Annotated in this window: 18 protein-coding genes, 1 tRNA gene and 1 pseudogene; 10 read left to right on the forward strand and 10 right to left on the reverse strand. The window is 73.3% G+C overall.

Annotated features, from left to right (window positions below; translation table 11 throughout):
* Positions 1 to 31: 31 nt before the first annotated feature.
* From BM237_RS03495 to BM237_RS03530, 8 genes are all read right to left on the reverse strand, one after another.
* Entirely contained in the window at positions 32 to 1174 is a 1143-nt protein-coding gene (locus BM237_RS03495) for an LCP family protein (protein ID WP_093847686.1), read from the reverse strand.
* Positions 1175 to 1498: 324 nt separating this feature from the next.
* Complete coding sequence (gene rho, locus BM237_RS03500; RefSeq protein WP_093847688.1) at positions 1499 to 3445, reverse strand: transcription termination factor Rho; 1947 nt, start codon at positions 3443 to 3445, stop codon at positions 1499 to 1501.
* A gap of 393 nt (positions 3446 to 3838) precedes the next feature.
* Positions 3839 to 4765 (reverse strand): homoserine kinase, encoded by a 927-nt coding sequence (gene thrB, locus BM237_RS03505; RefSeq protein WP_093847690.1) that lies wholly within the window; start codon positions 4763 to 4765, stop codon positions 3839 to 3841.
* Between the two features lie 344 nt (positions 4766 to 5109).
* Positions 5110 to 6189, reverse strand: coding sequence for a threonine synthase (thrC, locus tag BM237_RS03510; protein ID WP_093847692.1), 1080 nt, complete (start codon positions 6187 to 6189; stop codon positions 5110 to 5112).
* 50 nt (positions 6190 to 6239) lie between these two features.
* The gene (locus tag BM237_RS03515) at positions 6240 to 7538 is read right to left on the reverse strand and encodes a homoserine dehydrogenase (protein WP_093848086.1); all 1299 of its coding nucleotides are present in this window, start codon (positions 7536 to 7538) and stop codon (positions 6240 to 6242) included.
* 173 nt (positions 7539 to 7711) lie between these two features.
* On the reverse strand, positions 7712 to 9103 hold the full coding sequence (gene lysA, locus BM237_RS03520) for a diaminopimelate decarboxylase (protein WP_093847694.1): 1392 nt from the start codon (positions 9101 to 9103) through the stop codon (positions 7712 to 7714).
* 19 nt (positions 9104 to 9122) lie between these two features.
* Positions 9123 to 9953 (reverse strand): DALR anticodon-binding domain-containing protein, encoded by an 831-nt coding sequence (locus BM237_RS03525; protein ID WP_093847696.1) that lies wholly within the window; start codon positions 9951 to 9953, stop codon positions 9123 to 9125.
* A 125-nt stretch (positions 9954 to 10078) separates the two neighbouring features.
* Positions 10079 to 10504, reverse strand: a complete 426-nt coding sequence (locus BM237_RS03530) for a response regulator (RefSeq protein ID WP_093847698.1) — start codon at positions 10502 to 10504, stop codon at positions 10079 to 10081.
* Positions 10505 to 10659: 155 nt separating this feature from the next.
* Between BM237_RS03530 and BM237_RS03535 the strand changes: the two genes are divergently transcribed.
* A tRNA-Arg gene (locus BM237_RS03535) sits at positions 10660 to 10731 on the forward strand.
* 103 nt (positions 10732 to 10834) lie between these two features.
* Here the strand turns inward: BM237_RS03535 and BM237_RS03540 are convergent.
* The gene (locus BM237_RS03540) at positions 10835 to 11164 is read right to left on the reverse strand and encodes a hypothetical protein (RefSeq protein WP_093847700.1); all 330 of its coding nucleotides are present in this window, start codon (positions 11162 to 11164) and stop codon (positions 10835 to 10837) included.
* A gap of 656 nt (positions 11165 to 11820) precedes the next feature.
* Between BM237_RS03540 and BM237_RS03545 the strand changes: the two genes are divergently transcribed.
* Positions 11821 to 12816, forward strand: coding sequence for an ArsR/SmtB family transcription factor (locus BM237_RS03545; RefSeq protein WP_093847702.1), 996 nt, complete (start codon positions 11821 to 11823; stop codon positions 12814 to 12816).
* Positions 12817 to 12860: 44 nt separating this feature from the next.
* On the opposite strand, the gene BM237_RS03550 is transcribed toward BM237_RS03545, so the two are convergent.
* Complete coding sequence (locus tag BM237_RS03550) at positions 12861 to 13976, reverse strand: hypothetical protein (RefSeq protein ID WP_093848088.1); 1116 nt, start codon at positions 13974 to 13976, stop codon at positions 12861 to 12863.
* Between the two features lie 381 nt (positions 13977 to 14357).
* Between BM237_RS03550 and BM237_RS03555 the strand changes: the two genes are divergently transcribed.
* From BM237_RS03555 to BM237_RS03590, 8 genes and pseudogenes are all read left to right on the forward strand, one after another.
* Positions 14358 to 15197, forward strand: a complete 840-nt coding sequence (locus BM237_RS03555) for a M23 family metallopeptidase (RefSeq protein ID WP_093847703.1) — start codon at positions 14358 to 14360, stop codon at positions 15195 to 15197.
* A 163-nt stretch (positions 15198 to 15360) separates the two neighbouring features.
* Positions 15361 to 15891, forward strand: a complete 531-nt coding sequence (locus BM237_RS03560) for an NUDIX domain-containing protein (RefSeq protein ID WP_093847705.1) — start codon at positions 15361 to 15363, stop codon at positions 15889 to 15891.
* A gap of 385 nt (positions 15892 to 16276) precedes the next feature.
* Positions 16277 to 16966, forward strand: a pseudogene (locus BM237_RS03565) (lytic polysaccharide monooxygenase auxiliary activity family 9 protein); the annotation flags it as partial.
* 518 nt (positions 16967 to 17484) lie between these two features.
* Positions 17485 to 17937, forward strand: a complete 453-nt coding sequence (locus tag BM237_RS03570) for an SH3 domain-containing protein (RefSeq protein ID WP_093847707.1) — start codon at positions 17485 to 17487, stop codon at positions 17935 to 17937.
* A gap of 133 nt (positions 17938 to 18070) precedes the next feature.
* The gene (locus tag BM237_RS03575) at positions 18071 to 18538 is read left to right on the forward strand and encodes a DUF3291 domain-containing protein (protein ID WP_093848092.1); all 468 of its coding nucleotides are present in this window, start codon (positions 18071 to 18073) and stop codon (positions 18536 to 18538) included.
* 133 nt (positions 18539 to 18671) lie between these two features.
* Entirely contained in the window at positions 18672 to 19601 is a 930-nt protein-coding gene (locus BM237_RS03580) for an AurF N-oxygenase family protein (RefSeq protein WP_093847709.1), read from the forward strand.
* Between the two features lie 76 nt (positions 19602 to 19677).
* On the forward strand, positions 19678 to 20400 hold the full coding sequence (locus BM237_RS03585; RefSeq protein ID WP_093847710.1) for a TetR/AcrR family transcriptional regulator: 723 nt from the start codon (positions 19678 to 19680) through the stop codon (positions 20398 to 20400).
* A gap of 10 nt (positions 20401 to 20410) precedes the next feature.
* A complete protein-coding gene (locus tag BM237_RS03590) occupies positions 20411 to 20707 on the forward strand; it encodes a DUF8847 domain-containing protein (RefSeq protein WP_093847712.1) in 297 nt (98 codons plus the stop codon).
* Positions 20708 to 20736 lie beyond the last annotated feature (29 nt).

Here is a 20736-nt window from a genome sequence, read left to right on the forward strand (position 1 = left end):
CGCACCTCCCAAAACCAGATGGCAAAGGATGCTATTCCCCGGCCTCCCCGGCTTCCCCGGCTTCCCCGGCCCCCACGGCGTCCTCGGCCTCCGTGGCCTCCCGGGCCGCCGACCCCTTGGTGGCGGAGTCGGGGATCGGCCGGTCCGTCTTGAGCGCGTCCCAGACCCGCTCCGTCTGCACCCCGATCGGCACCACACGGTTGGGGTCGGCGGAGGAGTAACGCACCGGCAGGGTGACCATCTCGATGTCGTCCGGGTCGACGCCCTTCACGGCGCCGGCCAGACCGGCCAGGTCCGAGGCCGACGCCAGGGCCGCGTCGGTGGTGAGATGGGAGGTGACGGCGTCGAGGAGGTCGTAGGTCTTCTTGGGGTCGGAGAACACCCCGACGTCCCTCACCCGGTCGGCGAGGGCCCTGACGAAGGCGTGCTGGAGCTTTATGCGGCCCAGGTCGCTGCCGTTGCCCACACCCTTGCGGGTGCGGACCAGGGCCAGGGCCTGCTCCCCGTCCAGGGTGTGGCGTCCCGGCTCCAGGTCCAGCCGGCTGTCGTCGTCCTCGATCGGTTCGGTGACGGTCATCTCCACCCCGCCCAGTTCGTCGACCACCTTCTCGAAGCCGTCGAAGTCGAGTTCCACGTAGTGGTCCATGCGGATTCCGGTCATGGACTCGACCGTCTTGACGGTGCAGGCCGGGCCGCCGATCTCGTACGCCCGGTTGAACATCGTGCGCCGGGCGGCGGGCGCCGTGCCGCCGTCGGTCTTCTCGCACTCGGGCCGCTCGACGAGGGTGTCGCGGGGGATGGAGACGATGGACGCCCGGTCGTGCTCCTTGTTGATGTGGACGATCATCGCGGTGTCGGAGCGGGCGGTGCCGTCGTCGCGGCCGTAGCGGGAGTTGTCCCCGGCGCGGGTGTCGGAGCCCAGCAGGAGGATGTCCAGGGTGCCGTCGGGGACGTCGGCGGGCCGGTTCGGCCCCAGGACGGAGTCGATGTCGACGCCGGCGATGTTGCCGTCGATCCTGGAGTAGACGAGCCCGAGTCCGGCCCCGGCCAGCACGAGGACGCCGACCGCGGCCCACGCGGCCGCGTACAGCCCCCTGCGCCGCCGCGGGCGCGGGCTTGGGCGTTCCTGCCCGGCGCTCTCCCCGCCGCCGGTGGTGGTGTCCTCGTCCGCCATGTCGTTCCTCGTCTGCCGTGCGTCTCCCCTGCCGTGCGGGGCTGCCGCGGGGCCGTCCGGCGCCTGTCGGAGCCGTCGGACCGGGGCGGGCCGGACGGACAGCGGTCGGCGAGGGACCTCCCTCTCCACTTGCGACGGCGTACCCCCATCGGGCCTGATCACTCCGTGCCGCCTGCTCCGGCGGGCGGCACGGGCCCGGCGGTGACGGGCCGGTGGCACACGGCGAGGGCCGCCCCACCGTGTGCGGTGGGGCGGCCCTCGCCGTGCTGTGCCGTGCTATGCCGTGGTGCGCTGTGCCGTGGTGCTGTCCGTGCGGGACGCCGGTCAGTCGCCGTTGCCGGGCGCCGGCGTCGTCTTCTGGATCTGCATCAGGAACTCGGCGTTCGACTTCGTCTGCTTCATCTTGTCCAGCAGCAGCTCAATGGCCTGCTGCTGGTCCAGCGCGTGCAGGACGCGCCGCAGCTTCCAGACGATGCCCAGCTCGTCGGAGCCCATCAGGATCTCCTCCTTGCGGGTGCCGGACGCGTCGACGTCCACCGCCGGGAAGATCCGCTTGTCGGCGAGCTTCCGGTCGAGCTTGAGCTCCATGTTGCCGGTGCCCTTGAACTCCTCGAAGATGACCTCGTCCATCCGCGAGCCGGTCTCGACCAGCGCGGCGGCCAGGATCGTCAGGGAGCCGCCGTCCTCGATGTTCCGCGCGGCGCCGAAGAACTTCTTCGGCGGGTAGAGCGCGGTGGAGTCGACACCGCCGGACAGGATGCGGCCCGACGCGGGGGCGGCCAGGTTGTACGCGCGGCCCAGGCGGGTGATGTTGTCCAGCAGCACCACCACGTCGTGGCCGAGCTCCACCAGCCGCTTGGCCCGCTCGATGGCCAGCTCGGCGATGGTGGTGTGGTCCTCGGCCGGGCGGTCGAAGGTCGAGGAGATGACCTCGCCCTTGACCGACCGCTGCATGTCGGTGACCTCCTCCGGCCGCTCGTCCACGAGCACGACCATCAGATGGCACTCGGGGTTGTTGCGGGTGATGGAGTTGGCGATCGACTGCAGGACCGTGGTCTTGCCCGCCTTGGGCGGGGCCACGATCAGACCGCGCTGCCCCTTGCCGATGGGCGAGACCAGGTCGATGATCCGCGAGGTGAGGTGGTTCGGCTCGGTCTCCAGCCGCAGCCGCTCCTGCGGGTACAGCGGGGTGAGCTTGCCGAACTCGGGCCGGCCCTTGCCGCTCTCGGGCGACATGCCGTTCACCGAGTCCAGGCGCACCAGCGCGTTGAACTTCTCGCGCCGCTCGCCCTCGCGCGGCTGGCGGACCGCGCCGGTGACGTGGTCGCCCTTGCGCAGGCCGTTCTTGCGGACCTGGGCCAGGGAGACGTACACGTCGTTCGGGCCGGGCAGGTAGCCGGAGGTGCGCACGAACGCGTAGTTGTCGAGGATGTCCAGGATTCCGGCGACCGGGATCAGGACGTCGTCCTCGGAGATCTGCGGCTCGGCGGCGAAGTCGTCGCGGCCCCGGCGGCCCCGGCGGTCGCGGTAGCGGCCCCGGCGTCCGCGGCGGCCACCCTCGAAGTCGTCGTCGCGGTCGCCGCGGTTGTCGCGGTCGCGGCCCTGGCGGTTGCCGCCGTCCTGGCCCTGCTGCTGACCGCCGTCCTTGCCGCGACGGTCACGCTGGCGGCCCTTGCCCTGGCGGTCGCCGCCCTTGTCCTGGCGGTCGCCGCCCTTGTCCTGCTGCTTGTCCTGCTGCTTGTCCTGCCTGCCGCCGTCGCCCCGGCCCTCGGCGGGCCTGTCCTCGGCGGTCTCGGCGGCGGTTTGGGCCTCGGCACCCCTGCTCTCGCCGCCCTTGCCGCCGCGGCGGCGGCGCTCGCCGGCGGGCTCGTCGCTGACGGGCTGGCCGGGGATGTCGATCTGCTGCTGAGCGGCCTCGCCGGCGGCGCCCTCGGCGCTCTCGCCCGTACGCGCCTTGGAGGTCGCGCGGCGACGCGGCTTGCTCTCGGCGGGGGCGGCCGGGGCCTCGGCGGCGGGGGCGGAGCCCGAGCCGTTCTCGGCCTGCTTGGCCCGGATCGTCTCGATCAGCTGGCTCTTGCGCATCCGCGCCGTGCCCTTGATACCGAGACCGGAGGCGACTTGCTGCAGCTCGGCGAGAACCATGCCCTCAAGGCCCGTGCCGGAGCGGCGACGCCTGGGGGCGGTACCGGATGCGGGCGCGGCAGGGGCGTCCGTGGCGGGCGCGGCGGCTTCGGCGGCGTCCACGCCCATCAGATCGGTGGTATCGCTCACGAAGGGTCCTTCCCTGGAGCGGGCGTCGGCCTGTCTGGCTCGGCGACCGGTTGTGCTGTCCGGCGGCGGTCTTCGTCTCGACCGGGCCGGGGCGGTGGTTCCGCCCGGATGTACGGCGGAGGAATCAGGACATGGTCAATACATGGTGTGGCGTGAGGGGATGACGTGCGTCAATCACGCCGTTCCGGAGCGAGCTCGGCACTGCTCGGCAGGCTGCTCAGGCAGTTCTGGAGGCTCCCGGAAGAAGGAGTGGCCCCGTATGGGACTGTACCCATGGGATCACGGAGAGCACCGCACCGCCCTCGGGTCGTCCCAGGAGGCTGCGAGTGCAGACTTGAGGTTAACACTACCGGACCCAACAAACATTCCCCCTCTCCAAGGCCCGCATTCGTGTCACCGGCCCGTGCCGGCCAGCGGCAGCACACCGGCTCCCGCCGTGTCGAGAGACAGCCGGTTGGCCGCCCATCCGTCGCCCGCCAGACGCGCGACCTTGTCGGCCGTGGCCTCCTGCGCCAGCGCCAGGACCGTGGGCCCGGCGCCCGAGATGACGGCCGGCACCCCGTCGGCGCGCAGCCGGTGCACCAGTTCCACGCTCTCCTCCATCGCGGGGGCCCGGTACTCCTGGTGGAGCCGGTCCTCGGTGGCGGGCAGCAGGAGTTCGGGACGGCGGGTCAGCGCCTCGACGAGCAGGGCGGCGCGGCCCGCGTTGGCGGCGGCGTCCACATGGGGGACGGTACGGGGCAGCAGTCCGCGGGCGGTCTCGGTGAGCACCGGCCGGTCGGGGACGAAGACCACCGGGACGACGGCGGGGTCCGGGTCCATCCTGATCGCCCGCGCGGCGCCGCCGTCCGTCCAGGCGAGGGTGAAGCCGCCGAGCAGGCAGGCGGCCACGTTGTCGGGGTGCCCCTCCATCTCCGTGGCCAGCTCCAGCAGGGCGGTGTCGTCGAGTTTCTCGGCGCCGCCGGTGGTCACCGCGCGGGCGGCGATGATGCCCGCGCAGATGGCCGCGGAGGAGGAGCCCAGGCCGCGGCCGTGCGGGATGCGGTTGGCGCAGACGACCTCCAGGCCGCGCGGCTGGCCGCCCAGCAGGTCGAAGGCCGTGCGCAGCGAGCGTACGAGCAGGTGGCTCTCGTCGCGGGGCAGGGTGTCGGCGCCCTCGCCGGCGATGTCGATGTGCAGTCCGGAGTCGGCGACGCGGACCACGACGTCGTCGTACAGGCCGAGGGCCAGACCGAGGGCGTCGAAGCCGGGGCCGAGGTTTGCGCTGGTGGCGGGGGTGCGCACCCGGACGGCGGCGGCGCGGAACGCGGGACCGGCCATCGCTCGTTGACTCTCCTTGATGTGACTGTCCTGTGGGACTGCGGGGGACTGTGCTGCTCGGATGCTCGGTCGGATGTGCGGGCGGACGCCGGTCCGGCGCGGGTCGCGGACGCGCGGCGCGACGCCTTCGAAAACCGGGCTGGCGCCGGACCGGTCCACTGACCTCTGGCACATGCCGTATGACAGGTCGGGACGTGCCCCCACCCTATCGAAGGACGGTTCGGTGACGGTACAGGGCGTACGGGAGGCGCACGATGCGTGTCGCGCGCCGTCGGTGCGCCCCCGCGCCGGACGCGGCCCCGGCGGGCGCGCACCCGGCGCGGGGGGTCACAGGTCCGGCGCCCTCACACCAGGCCGAGGCGCTCGGCCGCGGCGTCCGCGTCGACGGGGACGACGGTCGGCTGCGGAGCGCCCTGCACGGCCCAGTCCGGGTCCTTCAGTCCGTTGCCCGTGACGGTGCAGACGATCCGCTGGCCGGGGTCGACCTTCCCCTGCTCGGCCGCCTTGAGCAGGCCGGCGACCGAGGCCGCCGAGGCCGGCTCGACGAAGACGCCCTCCTGCGCGGCCAGCAGCCGGTAGGCGGCCAGGATCTGACGGTCGGTCACCTCGTCGATGAACCCGCCGGACTCGTCGCGGGCCGCCTCCGCGTACTCCCAGGAGGCCGGGTTGCCGATGCGGATGGCGGTGGCGATGGTGCGCGGGTCCTTGACCGGCTCACCCCGCACGATGGGCGCCGAGCCGGAGGCCTGGAAGCCCCACATCCGCGGTGTGCGCGAGGCGTGGACCCCGCCGTCGGGACCCGGCGCCGCGTACTCCCGGTAACCCCTCCAGTAGGCGGTGATGTTGCCCGCGTTGCCGACCGGCAGGACGTGGATGTCGGGGGCGTCGCCGAGCATGTCGACGACCTCGAACGCGGCGGTCTTCTGGCCCTCGATCCGCACCGGGTTGACCGAGTTGACCAGCGACACCGGGTAGTTGTCGGACAGGCCGCGCGCCAGGGTGAGGCAGTCGTCGAAGTTGCCGTCGACCTGGAGGATGCGGGCGCCGTGCACCAGCGCCTGGCCCATCTTGCCCATCGCGATCTTGCCCTGCGGCACCAGCACCGCGCAGACCATCCCCGCGCGCACCGCGTAGGCGGCGGCCGATGCGGAGGTGTTGCCGGTGGAGGCGCAGATGACGGCCTTCGCGCCCTCCTCCTTGGCGCGGCTGATGGCCATCGTCATCCCGCGGTCCTTGAAGGACCCGGTGGGATTGGCGCCCTCGACCTTGAGGTGGACCTCGCAGCCGGTGCGCTCGGAGAGCACCTGTGCGGGCACGAGCGGAGTGCCGCCCTCGCGCAGGGTGACGACGGGGGTGTCGTCGGTGACCGGAAGCCGGTCGCGGTACTCCTCGATGATGCCCCGCCACTGGTGGGTGCCGGACATTCGAGGAGTGCTGGTGCTGCCAGGACTGGCGGTGGTGACGGTCATCTTCCTCATTCCCCTTCGACCCGCATGGTGCTCGCGACGCCGCGTACGGTGTCCAGTCTGCGCAGCGCCTCGACGGTCGCCGACAGGGCCGCGTCCGAGGCGCGGTGGGTGACGACGACCAGCGACGCACCGTCGCCGGGGCCGTCGATGCCCTGCTGGCGCACGGTGTCGATGGAGACCCCGTGCTCGGCGAAGACGGTGGCGCACTGGGCGAGGACGCCCGGTTTGTCGGCGACGTCCAGGCTGATGTGGTAGCGGGTGACCACCTCGCCCATCGGGCTCACCGGGAGCTGGGCGTAGGCCGACTCCCCCGGCCCCCGGGCGCCGGCGAGCTTGTTGCGGCAGACGGCGACCAGATCGCCCAGCACCGCCGAGGCGGTGGGCGCGCCGCCCGCGCCGGGCCCGTAGAACATCAGCCGGCCGGCGGCCTCCGCCTCGACGAAGACCGCGTTGTACGCCTCGCGGACGGAGGCGAGCGGGTGGGTCAGCGGGATCATCGCCGGGTGGACGCGGGCGGTGACCGAGCGCCCGTCGGCGGCGCGCTCGCAGATGGCCAGCAGCTTGACCGTGCAGCCCATGCGCCGCGCGGAGGCGATGTCGGCGGCGGTGACCTCGGTCAGCCCCTCGCGGTGCACGTCGTCCAGGCGGACGCGGGTGTGGAAGGCGATGCCGGCCAGGATCGCGGCCTTGGCGGCGGCGTCGAAGCCCTCGACGTCGGCGGTCGGGTCGGCCTCGGCGTACCCCAGGGCGGTGGCCTCGTCCAGCGCCTCGGAGTACCCGGCGCCGGTGGAGTCCATCCGGTCGAGGATGAAGTTGGTGGTGCCGTTGACGATGCCCAGGACGCGGTTGACCTTGTCACCGGCCAGGGACTCGCGCAGCGGGCGCACCAGCGGGATCGCGGCCGCGGCGGCTGCCTCGTAGTAGAGGTCCACCCCGTGCTTCTCGGCCGCCTCGTGGAGGGCCGGACCGTCCTCGGCCAGCAGCGCCTTGTTGGCCGTGACGACACCGGCGCCGTGCTCGAAGGCGGTGGTGATCAGAGTGCGGGCCGGCTCGATGCCGCCGATGACCTCGATCACCACGTCGATGTCGTCCCGGGCCGCCAGGGCGGCGGCGTCGGTGGTGACCAGCTCGGGCGCTATGCCCTCGCGGACCCTCCCGGGACGGCGGACGGCGACCCCGGCCAGTTCGACCGGGGCCCCGATCCGGGCGGCGAGATCCTCCGCGTGCGTCGTCATGATGCGTGCCACCTCTGAGCCGACGACCCCACAGCCCAGCAGCGCCACCTTCAGCGGACGCGTACGCATCATCAGACCTCGCTTCTCCACAGTCCTGAGGACTCAAGTCTCACGCACGGTTGGCGGGATCCCCCGCTCCATCCAGCATGCGAGACGTCATCCTCCGTTTTTGAGATGCCCCGGTGAGGGGCCGGCCGCCCGGACGGTGCCCGGGCGGTGTCCGGACGCCGTCCGGGCCGGGCTCAGCCGACGTCCAGGCCGAGCAGGTCCTCCTCCGTCTCGCGCCGCACGATCACCCGGGCCTCCCCGCCCGAGACCGCCACCACCGGCGGCCGCAGGGAGTGGTTGTAGTTGCTCGCCATGGACCGGCAGTACGCGCCGGTGGCCGGGACGGCGAGCAGGTCGCCGGGGGCCAGGTCGGCGGGGAGGAAGCCGTCGCGCACCACGATGTCGCCGCTCTCGCAGTGCTTGCCGACCACGCGCGAGAGCATCGGCGCGGCCTCGGAGGTGCGGGAGACCAGCGCCACGGAGTACTCGGCGTCGTACAGCGCGGTGCGGATGTTGTCGGACATGCCGCCGTCCACGCTGACGTAGGTGCGCAGGCCCGCAAGCTCCTTGACGGTGCCGACCTCGTAGAGAGTGAAGGTCGTCGGGCCGGCGATGGCCCGGCCCGGCTCGACCGACAGCCTCGGCGCGGCCAGCCCGGCGGCCCGGCACTCGTGGGCGACGATCTCGTGCAGCGCCCCGGCGATCTCGTGGGGCTCGCGCGGGTCGTCCTCGGGGGTGTAGGCGATGCCCAGACCGCCGCCGAGGTCGATCTCGGGCAGCTCCACGCCGTGCTCGTCGCGGACCTCGGTCAGCAGCTGCACCACGCGGCGCGCGGCGACCTCGAAGCCGGCCATGTCGAAGATCTGCGAGCCGATGTGGGAGTGGATGCCCACCAGCTCCAGGCTGTCCAGCTTCAGCACCCGCCGTACCGCCTCGGCGGCCTGCCCGTCGGCGAGCGCGAGCCCGAACTTCTGGTCCTCGTGGGCGGTGGCGATGAACTCGTGGGTGTGCGCCTCCACACCCACCGTCACCCGGATCTGCACCCGCTGGCGCCTGCCGAGCCGCTCGGCGATGTGCGCGACGCGGGCGATCTCCTGGAAGGAGTCCAGCACGATCCGGCCGACCCCGGCCTCCACGGCCCGCTCGATCTCGGCGGCGGACTTGTTGTTGCCGTGCAGCGCGATGCGCTCGGCGGGCATCCCGCCGGCCAGCGCGGTGGCCAGCTCACCGCCGGAGCAGACGTCTAGGTTGAGGCCCTCCTCGGTCAGCCAGCGCACCACCGCACGGCACAGGAAGGCCTTCCCGGCGTAGAACACGTCGGCCTCGTCGCCGAAGGCCTCGCGCCAGGCGCGGCAGCGGGCCCGGAAGTCGTCCTCGTCCAGGACGTAGGCGGGGGTGCCGAACTCCTCGGCCAGCGCGACGACGTCCAGCCCGCCGACGGTGGTCACCCCCCGCTCGTCGCGGGCGACGGTACGGGCCCACACGCGCGGGTCGAGGGCGTTGAGGTCGGCGGGCGGCGGGGTGTAGTGGCCCTCGGGGAGGACGTCGGCGTGGCGGGGCCCGGCGGGGTGTGCGGAACGGCTCATGGTCGCTTCGTGCTCTCCATCACAGATGTACGGGTGCGGTGACGCCCAGCCGGGACAGGCCGCCGGCCAGCACCGTCCCGGCGGCCTGGGCGAGGGCCAGCCGGGCGCGGTGGGCGGCCAGGGGTTTGTGCTCCCCCAGCGGCAGCACGGACGCGTGTATGCCGAGGAGGCCGTCGGCGACCGTCTCCAGACGGCGGGCGAGCCGGCCGGTGTCTCCCAGCGCGGCGATCCGCTCGTACTCGGCCAGCGCCCCCAGCAGCTCCGCCTCGCGCGGCGCGTCGTAGGCGTACCCGCCCGCCCCGGCCTCGGGCGCGAAGCCGAGGGCGCGTGCGCCGCGCAGCAGGGCGCGGGCGCGGGCGTGGGCGTACTGGACGAGGAAGAGGGGGTTGGACTCGCGCTGCTCCAGAAGCCCCGGGCCGGGCTCCCCGCCCGTGGCGGCGGCCCAGTTGCGGACGTCGCGCGCGGGGTCGGTGCGCTCCGCCGCGGCGTACTCCCCGTGCCGCGCCGCCAGGGCCTCCACCAGCTCCGCGCGGGCCCCGCCCGCCACGGTGATGTTGAGGAACCCGGGCCCGGCGACCGCCACCTCGGCGATGCCGGCCTCACGCGCCAGCCTCTCCCGCAGGACCTCGGCCACGCCCCGGGCGGGCCGTCCGGTGACGGCGGCCAGCCGCAGCGCGGCGTTGGTGGCGTAGTCCCCGCAGCCCGGCCGCGGTGGACGCCCCACGGTGATCCGCTCCGGCAGCCCGTCCAGCGCCTCCAGCGCACCCGGGGACAGCTCCCCCAGCGCGCCGTCGCCGGCAGCGCGGCGCACGGTGCGCAGCACGGTGCGCGAGAGCTGGGCGGGAGTCACGCGTCAAGGGTATGGGAGGGAGGGCGGGGAGGCGCGAACGTGTTTCAAGGGATGACACGCACCTCACACCGGCCGACCGCGCACCGGCCGGCTCCGGTCGGCCCCTGCCGGTGCGCCCCGCGGGCTCAGCCCGGCCGCCCCACGGCGGGCTCCGTCCCGCACGCACCGCCGCTGCCGCGCCGGGCGGCGGCCAGCCGCCGCACCGTCCGCACCAGCTCCACCGGCTCGAACGGCTTGGCCACGAACGCGTCCACCGCCGCCGCCCGCGCCCGCTCGCCGGCCAGCTCCGACCGCGTACAGGCGCTGACGATCGCCAGGGGGATGCCGCGCGTCCGCTCGCCTGCGCGCAGCCGCTCGGCGGCCCGCAGGCCGTCAAGCCGGGGCATGGCCACGTCAAGCGTGATCACGTCGGGCCGCACCCGCTCCACGATCTCCAGACACTCGGCACCGTCGGCCGCGGTCACGACCTCGAAGCCTTCGAGTTCGAGGTTGACCCTGATCAGCTGCCGGATGACCCTGCTGTCGTCCACCACAAGGATCCGGCCGGACATGCCAGGCACACCCCAGAGAGTAGGCCCGCACCTCCGCCCGCGTCCGGCTTTCGCCCTTTTCCGCCCGCCCGGCAACGGCGAACCCTGTCCGATCCACCCCCGGGAAGCTGGTAGTGTTCTACCCGTCGCCGCGATCAACCGACCGCCGCCGACACGCCCCCGTAGCTCAGGGGATAGAGCAACGGCCTCCGGAGCCGTGTGCGCAGGTTCGAATCCTGCCGGGGGCACCTCGCAGAAGGTGCCGACAGACCCCGCCACCAGCCACCACGCTGGGTGCGGGGTCTTCGTATGTGCACTTGGACCTGCGGTCTCAGGACATCGCCCGCCCCTTCAGCCCCACGGGACGAAGCCGGCCGACCGGTCCAGATGGAACGGGGAACCGGGGCGCTTTGGCGTCCAGCCGCGCGCGAGGGCGGTACGAACGGCATCCGCGACCTCCCCGGGCAGCACGGGAGCGGCGGGCACACCGACCCAGTTGCCGGGATGCGGCCGGTCGGTGGTGACGACGAGCACGGTGCCCGACCGGTCGGCGTCCTCTACGGCGTAGGTGCGGGGAGACCAGCACATGCCCTGGCCGTATGTAGGCCTTCCGCGCAGACGCCAGCGGTAGGCCGTGCCGTCGACCACGATGCGCCGTGATCCTTTCCGCCTCAACGCCACGCTTTCCTCCTCGAGTTGATGCCGCGGCCCTGTGCGGAACGATCACGCTTGCTACCGCTTGCACTGTCGGCAGGGCTTGAGCCCCTGCGCCTCTGCGTCTTCCTCGGGGATCTCCACTATGTAAGTGCTGTAGAGCCGGGTACCGGCGGTTCGGCGGCGTCTGCCCGCCCGCGAAAGAGGGCCGGAACGATGAATAAGCGGAGTTGCAATAAGTGCTCCTATACGTGCAAATGCGCACTGTGGACAGGCCCTTTCGAGGTGTTTGACCGCGACTTCGGGTAGTTGAACTGACCCGCTTCGCCACTCTGCCCAACCCACGCGCCGCCCTGGGCGTGGTCTCCGGCCGGCGTCGCCAGGGCAGGACCTTCCTTCCGGACACCGTCACACGGGCGAGCGGCGCCTTCATGTCCACCCCCACCGAGACCACTGAAGTCGACGCCCTGAGCCGGCCGGCGAGCTGCGCCGTCTCGCCGAGAGTGACCCCACCGTCCAGCTGATCGATCCCGTCCGCCTCTACCACGGCGGCTGAACCGGTCACTCGGGGCTGTTCAAGTCGGCCTGGCGGAGGGAAGGTTCACCGGGGAATCGGGGCGGCCGCAAGGCGGCGCGCCCGGTGGGTGCGGCCCGGCGGGGCCGCGGCCTCGACGGGATGTGCCATGTTGCATGTGCGCTTCGACAGCGGGGAGTTGGCCCGGTTGCGGGTGGCGCGGCGGACCGATCCGCTGTGGGAGGCCGTCCTCAGCCTGCACCTGCTGCAGAACCGGCAGGCGGCGCTCGTCTTCGATCCGTGGCGGCGGGAGGTGCGCGCCGCGCTGGAGCGGCACCGGATGGTGCCGGTGGTCCGGGAGCTGATGCGGCTGTGCCCGCCGGCCCCGTACTTCCCCGACTTCCTCACCCCCGGCCGCGGTGAGGACGATGTGGACGCGGCCCTGGAGCGGGTGCTGGCCACGCCCCGGCGGCGGCTGGCCGACGAGCTGGCGCGGGTGTACGTACGCGGTCCGGTGCCGCGGAGCGTGCGGTGGGTGGCCCAGGGCGAGGCCGAGGCGCTGCGATGGCTGGGAGAGGCCCTGCGCCGCTACCACGACGTGGCGGTGGCCCCGTACCTGGCGGCCATCCGGGCGCGGGCCGCGGCCGACCGCGCCCGGCGGGGCGAGGCGGCCCTGGCGGGGGGCGCGGAGGCGCTGCTGGCGAGCTACGCCGCGCCCGAGGGGTGGGAGTACGGCGGGCACGCGCTGCGGGCGCCTTATCCGCTGGAGCGCGAACTGCACCTGAAGGGAAGAGCGTTGACGCTGATGCCCGGCTTCTTCTGCGTCCGCACCCCACTGGTGCTGGCGGACGACTCGCTGCCACCGGTCCTGGTGCACCCCCTCTCCCCCGCGCCCGGCTGGCTGGCCCGGCTGCGGCGGGACGAGGCGGCGCCGCCGGTGGCGCAGCTGATCGGCGGTACGCGCTCGCGGGTGCTGGAGTTGCTGGAGGAGCCGGTGACGACCACCGGCCTGGCATCGCTCACGGGCCTGGCGCCGTCGACGGTGAGCCATCACGTGGCGGTGCTGCGGGACGCGGGGCTGGTGGCCTCCCGGCGGGACGGGATGCGGGTGCTGCACCGCCGCACCCCGCTGGGCACCGCTCTGCTGGACGGGCCCGTGCCCTGAGCCGGGCGCCGGCGGGCGGGCGCCCGGGCACGGGTCACGCGGCCCTACGGGCAGTCGGGGACGCCGGGGATCCTGTTGTCCGGGGTGGCGACGTAGATGTTGGTCATGTAACCGCCGTACTGGGGCAGATAGGCCCACCAGTCGTTGGTGTAGGGCGGCACGGAGACCGTCTGGCCGCGCTTCTGGCAGCCGACCAGGACGTCGACGCCGGCCGGCAGGGTGGTCACCACCGAGGAGCCGGTGGTGGGCCCGGTGCGGACGCGGACGCCGGAGCCCCAGGTGCCGACCCAGGCACCCGCCGGGCGCCGGGCTCCGGGGACGTCGAGCGAGCCGGTCAGCTCGGTGAGCCGGGAGTAGGCGGTGCCGTACGGGGTGCCGTCGGGGTGGAGGGTGAGGACCGCCACGATGGCGCGGTCGTCGCCGCCGACCGTGCCCGTGGAGTGCAGGGCCTCGCTCACCAGGTCCAGTTCCCCGGCGGATGCGGCGGATGCAGTGGAGGCGGCGGACGCGGCGGAGGCAGTGGACGCGGACGCCGTGACCGGGGTGTCGGCGGTGCAGCCGCCGGAGCCGAAGCCGGACCAGCCCTGCTTGACCGCCCAGGGCCGCTCGAAGGCGGAGGCGATGCCGGAGTACTGGTCGTAGCCGTCGCTCGCGCAGCGGGTGGCCTGCCGCAGGTTGCCCATGACGAAGTCGCGTACGGCCGCGGGTGCGGCGTCGAGGACGTGGCGGTAGATCCGTACGGTGTCCGCGGCGGTGGTGGCGGTGTAGCCCCAGTAGCCGGGGTGGGTGGACGGCGGCGGGGCGGTGCCGGTGAGGGCGAGCCGGGAGACCATCCGGTTCACGATCGCGGCGCCTCCCCGGGTGGACCAGTAGTGGCTCGCGGCGGAGTCGTCGCTGCTGCGCAGCATGGCCGTCAGTCGGACGCGGTCGGCGTCCGGGAGGGTGTCCGGGCCGCGGTCCCACAGCAGGTCCAGCGCGATGAGCAGTTTCATCACCGAGGCGGCGCGGAAGCGCGTGTCCGCGTTGATCCGCTCGGTGAAGGCGCCGGTGCCGCGGTCGAAGACGGCGACGCCCGCGGTGACCCCGGCCGGGACGCGGGCCTGTGGCCCCGGCCCGTTCCGGGCGGCCGACGCGGGGGCCGCAAGGCCCGTGCCGAGCATTCCCAGGGCGAGCAGGAGGACGGCGAGCGGGGCCCGTACGCGGCGCGGGGTGGTGGGCCGCCGGGCCGCCCCGCACGGTGTGGACGGTGGTACGGGCGGGGACGCGGCCGGGAGGTGTGCGTGCATCGTGTGCGGGCTCCTCGGGGCAGGGGTGGGGGTGGGGGAAAGGGGTATGGGAAGGAGCCGCGGTCGCGGCGGACGGGCGCGGTCATCATGAGAGCCAGAGCTTGTCAGGTGCAAGACATTCCAGCTGGCTCGAAAGGCTCCCGCCGCCCGTTGTGAGCCGGCGCCGGTCCGGCTACGTTCCCACCGTCCCGCAGTCGGCGGCCGGCGCGTTCCGCGGGCTGCGTCCCCCACCCTCACACCACGAGGAGCCACCGCATGTCTTCGCGATCCCTCACACCCCCCGCCTCACGGCGCCGGCCGCTCGGGCGGCTCCTGGCCGCGCTGGCCGGGATGCTGGCCGTATTGGCCGGAACGCTCACCGCGGCTCCGGCCGCCGCGGCGGCGGAGGCCGGCACGCTGGCCGCCCCCAACTTCAAGGCCCCTTACGCCTGCGGCCAGAGATGGACCTACAGCCACCACTCCGCGGAGGTGCGCCGCGCGCTGGACTTCGTCCGCGCCGACGGCGGCTCCACCGCGGGCGCCCCCGTCCTGGCCTCGGCGGCGGGCACGGCCACCCGGCACTACCAGGCGGGCGGCGCGGGCAACTACGTCGTCATCGACCACGGCGGCGGCTGGAAGACGTACTACTTCCATCTGGCGTCCTTCTCCGTGGCGAGCGGCGCCTGGGTCGGGCAGGGGCAGCAGATCGGCACCACCGGCAGCACCGGCAACTCCTCCGGCGCCCACATCCACTACGAGCAGCTCTACAACGGCGTCGGGCAGAACATCCGCATCAACGGCTCGGCCCTGGCCTACCCCGGCAGCTACTACCAGTACTACCTCACCAGCGACAACGGCTGCGGCGGCGGGAGCAACTTCACCACCTGGGGCTCGGGCGTACGCGTGCGCGCCGACGCCTACCTCTCCTCGGCCGTGGTGACCACGCTGGCCGGCCCCACCCGGGTCACGGTCGTCTGCCAGAAGCAGGGCGACACCGTCAACGCCGAGGGCTACACCAACAACTGGTGGAGCAAGCTCCGCGACCAGGGCGGCTTCATCTCCAACATCTACATCGACCATCCCTACGCCAAGCTGCCGGGCGTACCGAACTGCTGACGCGCGGCGCGACGGAACGCGGCGCGACGGAGCGTGACGCGAGGGGCCCGGCCGCCGTGGCCGGGCCCCCTCGGCTCCCCTCGTCCGGCCGATCGGGTTGGATGGGGCGGAGCGCCGCCGAGCCGTCGGCGGGGGCATTGCACGGAAGAGGGGCAGTCAGCACATGGGATTCACGCCGGGCCGCCGCATCACCCACTGCCCCTACTGCGGGACGCGCTACGCGGACGGCGCCGGGTGGCCCAGGGACTGCGCGGGCTGCGGCGAGACGAGCTGGGCCAATCCCCTGCCCGTGGCGGTCGCGCTCCAGCCCGTCGCCACCGCCGGGGGCGGCCGGGGGCTGGTGGTGGTGCGGCGGGACATCGAACCCTTCCGCGGCGAGCTGGCGCTGCCCGGCGGTTACATGGAGCTGGGCGAGAACTGGCGGCAGGCCGCGGTGCGCGAGCTGTGGGAGGAGACCGGGCTCGAGGCCGCGGCGCGGGACGTGACCCTCGTCGACGTCCACAACGGGGGCACCAGCCTCCTCGTCTTCGGTCTGCTGCCCGAGCGGGACGCCGCCTCCCTCCCCCCGTCGGCGCCCACGGCCGAGGCCACGGAGTGGATGGTGCTGGAGAAGCCGGCCGAGCTGGCCTTCCCGGCGCACACCGAGGTGATGCGCGCGTATCTGGCGGGGGAGGCCGCCGGCCCGGCCGTGTAGGGCGGCGCCGGAGCGGTGCCGCCCTACACGGCCGGGCCGGGGAGCGGTGCAGGGGGCCGGAGGCCGGTGACGCGGGACGTTTCGCGGTGGTTTCCGCCCAGATCTCACGGAACCTTCGAAGCCGTGTCGCGAGAAGACGTTTACGAGCGCTTCATACGGCGATAACTTGAAGCAATGGGAGCGCTCCCAGCGCCGGTTGGCGGATGACCCCCACGCCCTTCCCGCCGGTTCCGGCAACGGGAGCGCCCCGTGTATGGCCGCACACCCGCCGGCGGGCGGCTGCCGGCCCGGCCCGCTCCGCGGGCGGGAGCCGGCAGCCGCCCGCCGACGCGGAAGACTCCGAAGGAGACCCCCCACCATGGCTGTTCAGCACACCGCCCGGCGCATGGCGCCGGCCCGCTCCCCCCGCTCCTTAGCCCTCCTCGGGGCTGCCCTGTTCGGCCTCGTCATGGCCTCCGCGCCCACTCCGGCGACGGCGCACGGCGCGACCATGATGCCGGGCTCACGCACCTACCTGTGCTACCAGGACCTGGTCAGGAGCGGACACCAGACGCCCGCCAACCCGGCCTGCGCGGCCGCGGTCCGGGAGGACGGGACCACCGGGCTGTACAACTGGTTCGCCGTGCTCGACTCCAACGGCGGCGGACGCACCACGGGCTACATCCCGGACGGCAAGCTGTGCAGCGGCGGCGACCGGGGACCGTTCGACTTCTCCTCGTACAACGCCGCCCGCGGCGACTGGCCGAAGACCCACCTCACCTCCGGCGCGAACGTCCGGATCAAGCACAGCAACTGGGCGCACCACCCGGGCCGCTTCGACGTCTACATCACCAAGCAGGGCTGGTCCCCGAACAAGGCCCTGGCCTGGGGCGACCTGGAGAAGATCAACACCGTGACCAACCCGCCGCAGTCGGGCAACGTCGGCTCCGAGACCGGTCACTACTACTGGGACGTCCGGCTGCCGCAGCGTTCCGGCCAGCACCTCATGTACATCCACTGGACCCGCTCCGACAGCCAGGAGAACTTCTACTCCTGCTCCGACGTCGTCTTCGACGGCGGCAACGGCAACGTGACGTGGTGACCGGGAGGCGCTCCGCACCGGGGACGCGCTGATCCCACCGGGCCCCGCCGGACTCCTCCGGCGGGGCTCTTCCGTGCCCGCCCACGTCCGCCCGGGCCCGTCCATGCGTGTGCCCCGCAGGAGGTGTCCTGCGGGGCACACGCATGGACGGGCCCCGCGGATTCGGCCGGTCCGGCGACCCGCGCCTCCGGACGGGCACTGACGCACCCGCCGCGGCGCGGCGAGGGTGTCCGGGTGACGGGACGGGCCGCTGACCTGCGGGAAAGCACCTTCCTCTTCACTCGTGCGGAGCAATGGGACGGGAGGCGCCCCGGGGCGGCCACAAGGGCTCTGAGCTGGGACTTAGCCGATTCGACTACCGGCTGTGATGGATTGCGCGCGCATATGTGCCGATTTAACGTGAATTGCGCGTGGTAGTGATCGGCTCATCACGGGCCGTGACGCAGTCCATGTGTCCTTTCCCCGGGCCCGGTCCCGCACCGGGCCCTCCCCTCCCAGGAGGTTTCTCCACAATGGTCAAGTCGAAGCTCAGCAAGCTCGCCCTGGTCGCCGCCGGTGGCGCCGTCGCACTCGCCACCGCCGCCGGGCCGGCCTTCGCCGAGCCGCCCGCCCCCTCCGCCGACCTCGGCCGGCAGAGCGTCGAGGCCCCGCGCGCCGGTGCCGAGACGCGCAACCCGGAGATGGCGCCGGAGTCGATGGACGACAGGCACCACCACACCTACAAGGGTCGGGTCATCGCCCGCACCGGCCTGAACGTCCGCAGCAAGCCCACCACCCACAGCCGGGTTCTGGCGACCCTGCCCTACGGCAAGATCGTCCACATCGAGTGCAAGGTCAACAGCCAGAACATCGACGGCAACCCGCGCTGGTACAAGCTGGACCGCAAGTACCACCACCACAACGGCTGGGTCTCCGCCCGCTACGTGGAGAACATCGGTCCGGCCCCGAAGTACTGCCACCGCTGACGGCCGCGGCCGGCCCCCCGAGCGCCCGTCCCCGTCGCCCATCCGGCGACGGGGGCGGGCGCCGCCGTGCGCGGGCCGTCCGAGGGACGAAAACCCCCGCGCCGCCGGCGTGTCCGCCGCTAGCGTGCGGTCCATGACGACCAATGCCGCGCACCACCTCGCCCAGGTCAACATCGCACGACTCAAGGCTCCACTGGACTCTCCCCTGCTGCGGGACTTCACCGAGGCCCTCGACCCGGTCAACGCCACCGCCGACGGCGCCGACGGCTTCGTGTGGCGGCTGCAGAGCGATTCGGGCAACGCGACGGACGTGCCCGTGCTCGGGGACGACTGGCTGATCATCAACATGTCGGTGTGGCGGGGCCTCCCCTCGCTCACGGCTTTCATGTACACCGGCCGCCACCGGGAACTGCTCAAGCGGCGCCACGAGTGGTTCGAGCGGGTCGGCGAGGCGATGGCCGCCCTGTGGTGGGTGGCGGACGGGCACCGGCCCACCGTGGCGGAGGCCGAGGAGCGCCTGCTGCACCTGCGGGAGCACGGGCCGACGCCGTACGCGTTCGACCTGCGCACGACCTTCGATCCGCACGGCCGGAGGAACTGATCCACGGCCGGCCGGACGCGCGGGCACGTCCGGCCGGTCGTGCGCGGGGGATTGACGGGTTTGCTGACAAGCGGTCTCATAAGAGGCGACTCAGGTGTGACCGTCAGTAACCCGACAGTGAGGTGGCCGTGCGATGACGACCGCGACCGATGCCGGACGGCTCCGGGACGCCCTCGGGCTGCTCAAGGACCGCGAACAGGTGGCCGAGCGCCTGCTCGAGTCGTCGGCCAAGCACTCCTTCGACCCCGACCGGGAGCTGGACTGGGACGCGCCCTTCGAGGAGGGCATGTGGTTCTGGCCGCCGGAGCTGGTCTCCCTCTACGGCACCCCGCTGTGGAAGCGGATGTCCGAGGAGCAGCGGATGGACCTCGCCCGCCGCGAGGCCGCCTCGCTCGCCTCGCTCGGCGTCTGGTTCGAGATCATCCTCATCCAGCTGCTGGTGCGGCACATCTACGACAAGCCCATGGACAGCTCGCACGTGCGCTACGCCCTCACCGAGATCGAGGACGAGTGCCGGCACTCCAAGATGTTCACCCGCTTCATCTCCCGGGCGGGCGTGCGGCCGTACCCGGTCTCGCGGTTCCACCACAATCTGGCCCGGTTCCTCAAGACCGTCTCCACCACGCCCGGCTCGTTCACCGCGACCCTGCTGGGCGAGGAGGTCCTGGACTGGATGCAGCGGCTGACGTTCCCCGACGAGCGCGTCCAGCCGCTGGTGCGCGGCATCACCCGCATCCACGTCGTCGAGGAGGCCCGGCACGTGCGCTACGCGCGCGAGGAGCTGCGCCGCCAGATGGTGAGCTGTCCGCGCTGGGAGGCGGAGTTGACCCGGATCAGCTCCGGCCAGGCGGCCCGGGTGATGTCCATATCCTTCGTCAACCCGCAGGTCTACACGGACGTCGGACTCGACCGCCGCGAGGCGGTCGCCCAGGTGAGGGCCAGTGGCCACCGCCGCGAGGTGATGCAGACGGGCGCGCGGCGGCTGACGGAGTTCCTGGACGAGATCGGGGTGCTGCGCGGGGCAGGCCGCAGGCTGTGGCGGAGCTCCGGGTTGCTGGCGTAGGGCGGTACGGGGGGAGCGGTGCGGGGCGGACCGTGCGGACGGGACGGGGGCGCCCGGCGGCGGTTACGCTGCCCGCATGACCGCCCCGGCATACCGCAGGCTCACCGTGGAGGAGCGGCGCGACCAGCTCATCGGCGCCGCGCTGGTCCTCTTCGCACACCGCGCCCCCGAGGACGTCTCGCTCGACGACGTGGCCGCCGCGGCCGGCGTCTCGCGCCCCCTGGTCTACCGCTACTTCCCCGGCGGCAAGCAGCAGTTGTACGAGGCCGCCCTCGGCAGCGCGGCCGACGAGCTGCGGCGGTGCTTCGCCGAGCCGCAGAGCGGTCCGCTCAGCCGCAGGCTGTCGCGGGCGCTGGACCGCTACCTCGCCTTCGTCGACGGGCACGACGCGGGGTTCGCCGCCCTGCTGAGGGGCGGCAGCGTGGCCGAGACGTCCCGGACGGACGCGATCGTGGACGGGGTGCGGCGGGCCGCGGCCGAGCAGATCCTGCTGCATCTGAGGGTGGAGCCGGGTCTGGAGCCGGGCCCGCGACTGCGGATGGCCGTCCGCACCTGGATCGCCGCGGTGGAGGCCGCCTCGCTGATCTGGCTCGACGAGGGCAAGCAGCCGCCGCTGCCCGAGCTGCGCGACTGGCTGGTGGACCACTTCCTCGCCCTGCTCGCCGCCACCGCCGCCGGTGATCCGCGGGCGGCGCGGATCGCCCGCGCCGCGCTGGCGCTGGAGCGGCCGGACGGGCCGGCGGGCCGGCTGGTCCGGCAGGTGGCCCCGGTGGTCGGCGACGCCCTCCACCTGCTGTGACACTGGAGCGGTGAGAAGCGAGGAGACGGCGTTCACCGGCGGGCCGATGGACGGGCGGGTGCTGCCCGTCCTGCTCGGCCCCACGGGGCGCCCGCCGAAGTACTACGAGATCCCCGTCCCCGGTCCGGCGGGCGGCCGGCCCGTCATCCACGTCTACCGGCTGGAGGCGGTGACCGGCGGCGGAAGGTGGTCGGTGCTGCCGCGCGGCTGGCGGTACGTGTACCAGCCGGAGGGCAGGCAGCGGCGCACTCCGAGGTGGCCGTGGAGCCGACCGGGCACAGGGGCCGGGGGAACCGGGGAACGCTGAGCACAGAGCGCGGAGCGGCGACCCAACTC

The organism is Streptomyces mangrovi (assembly GCF_900114215.1).
GTDB lineage: Bacteria > Actinomycetota > Actinomycetes > Streptomycetales > Streptomycetaceae > Streptomyces > Streptomyces barkulensis.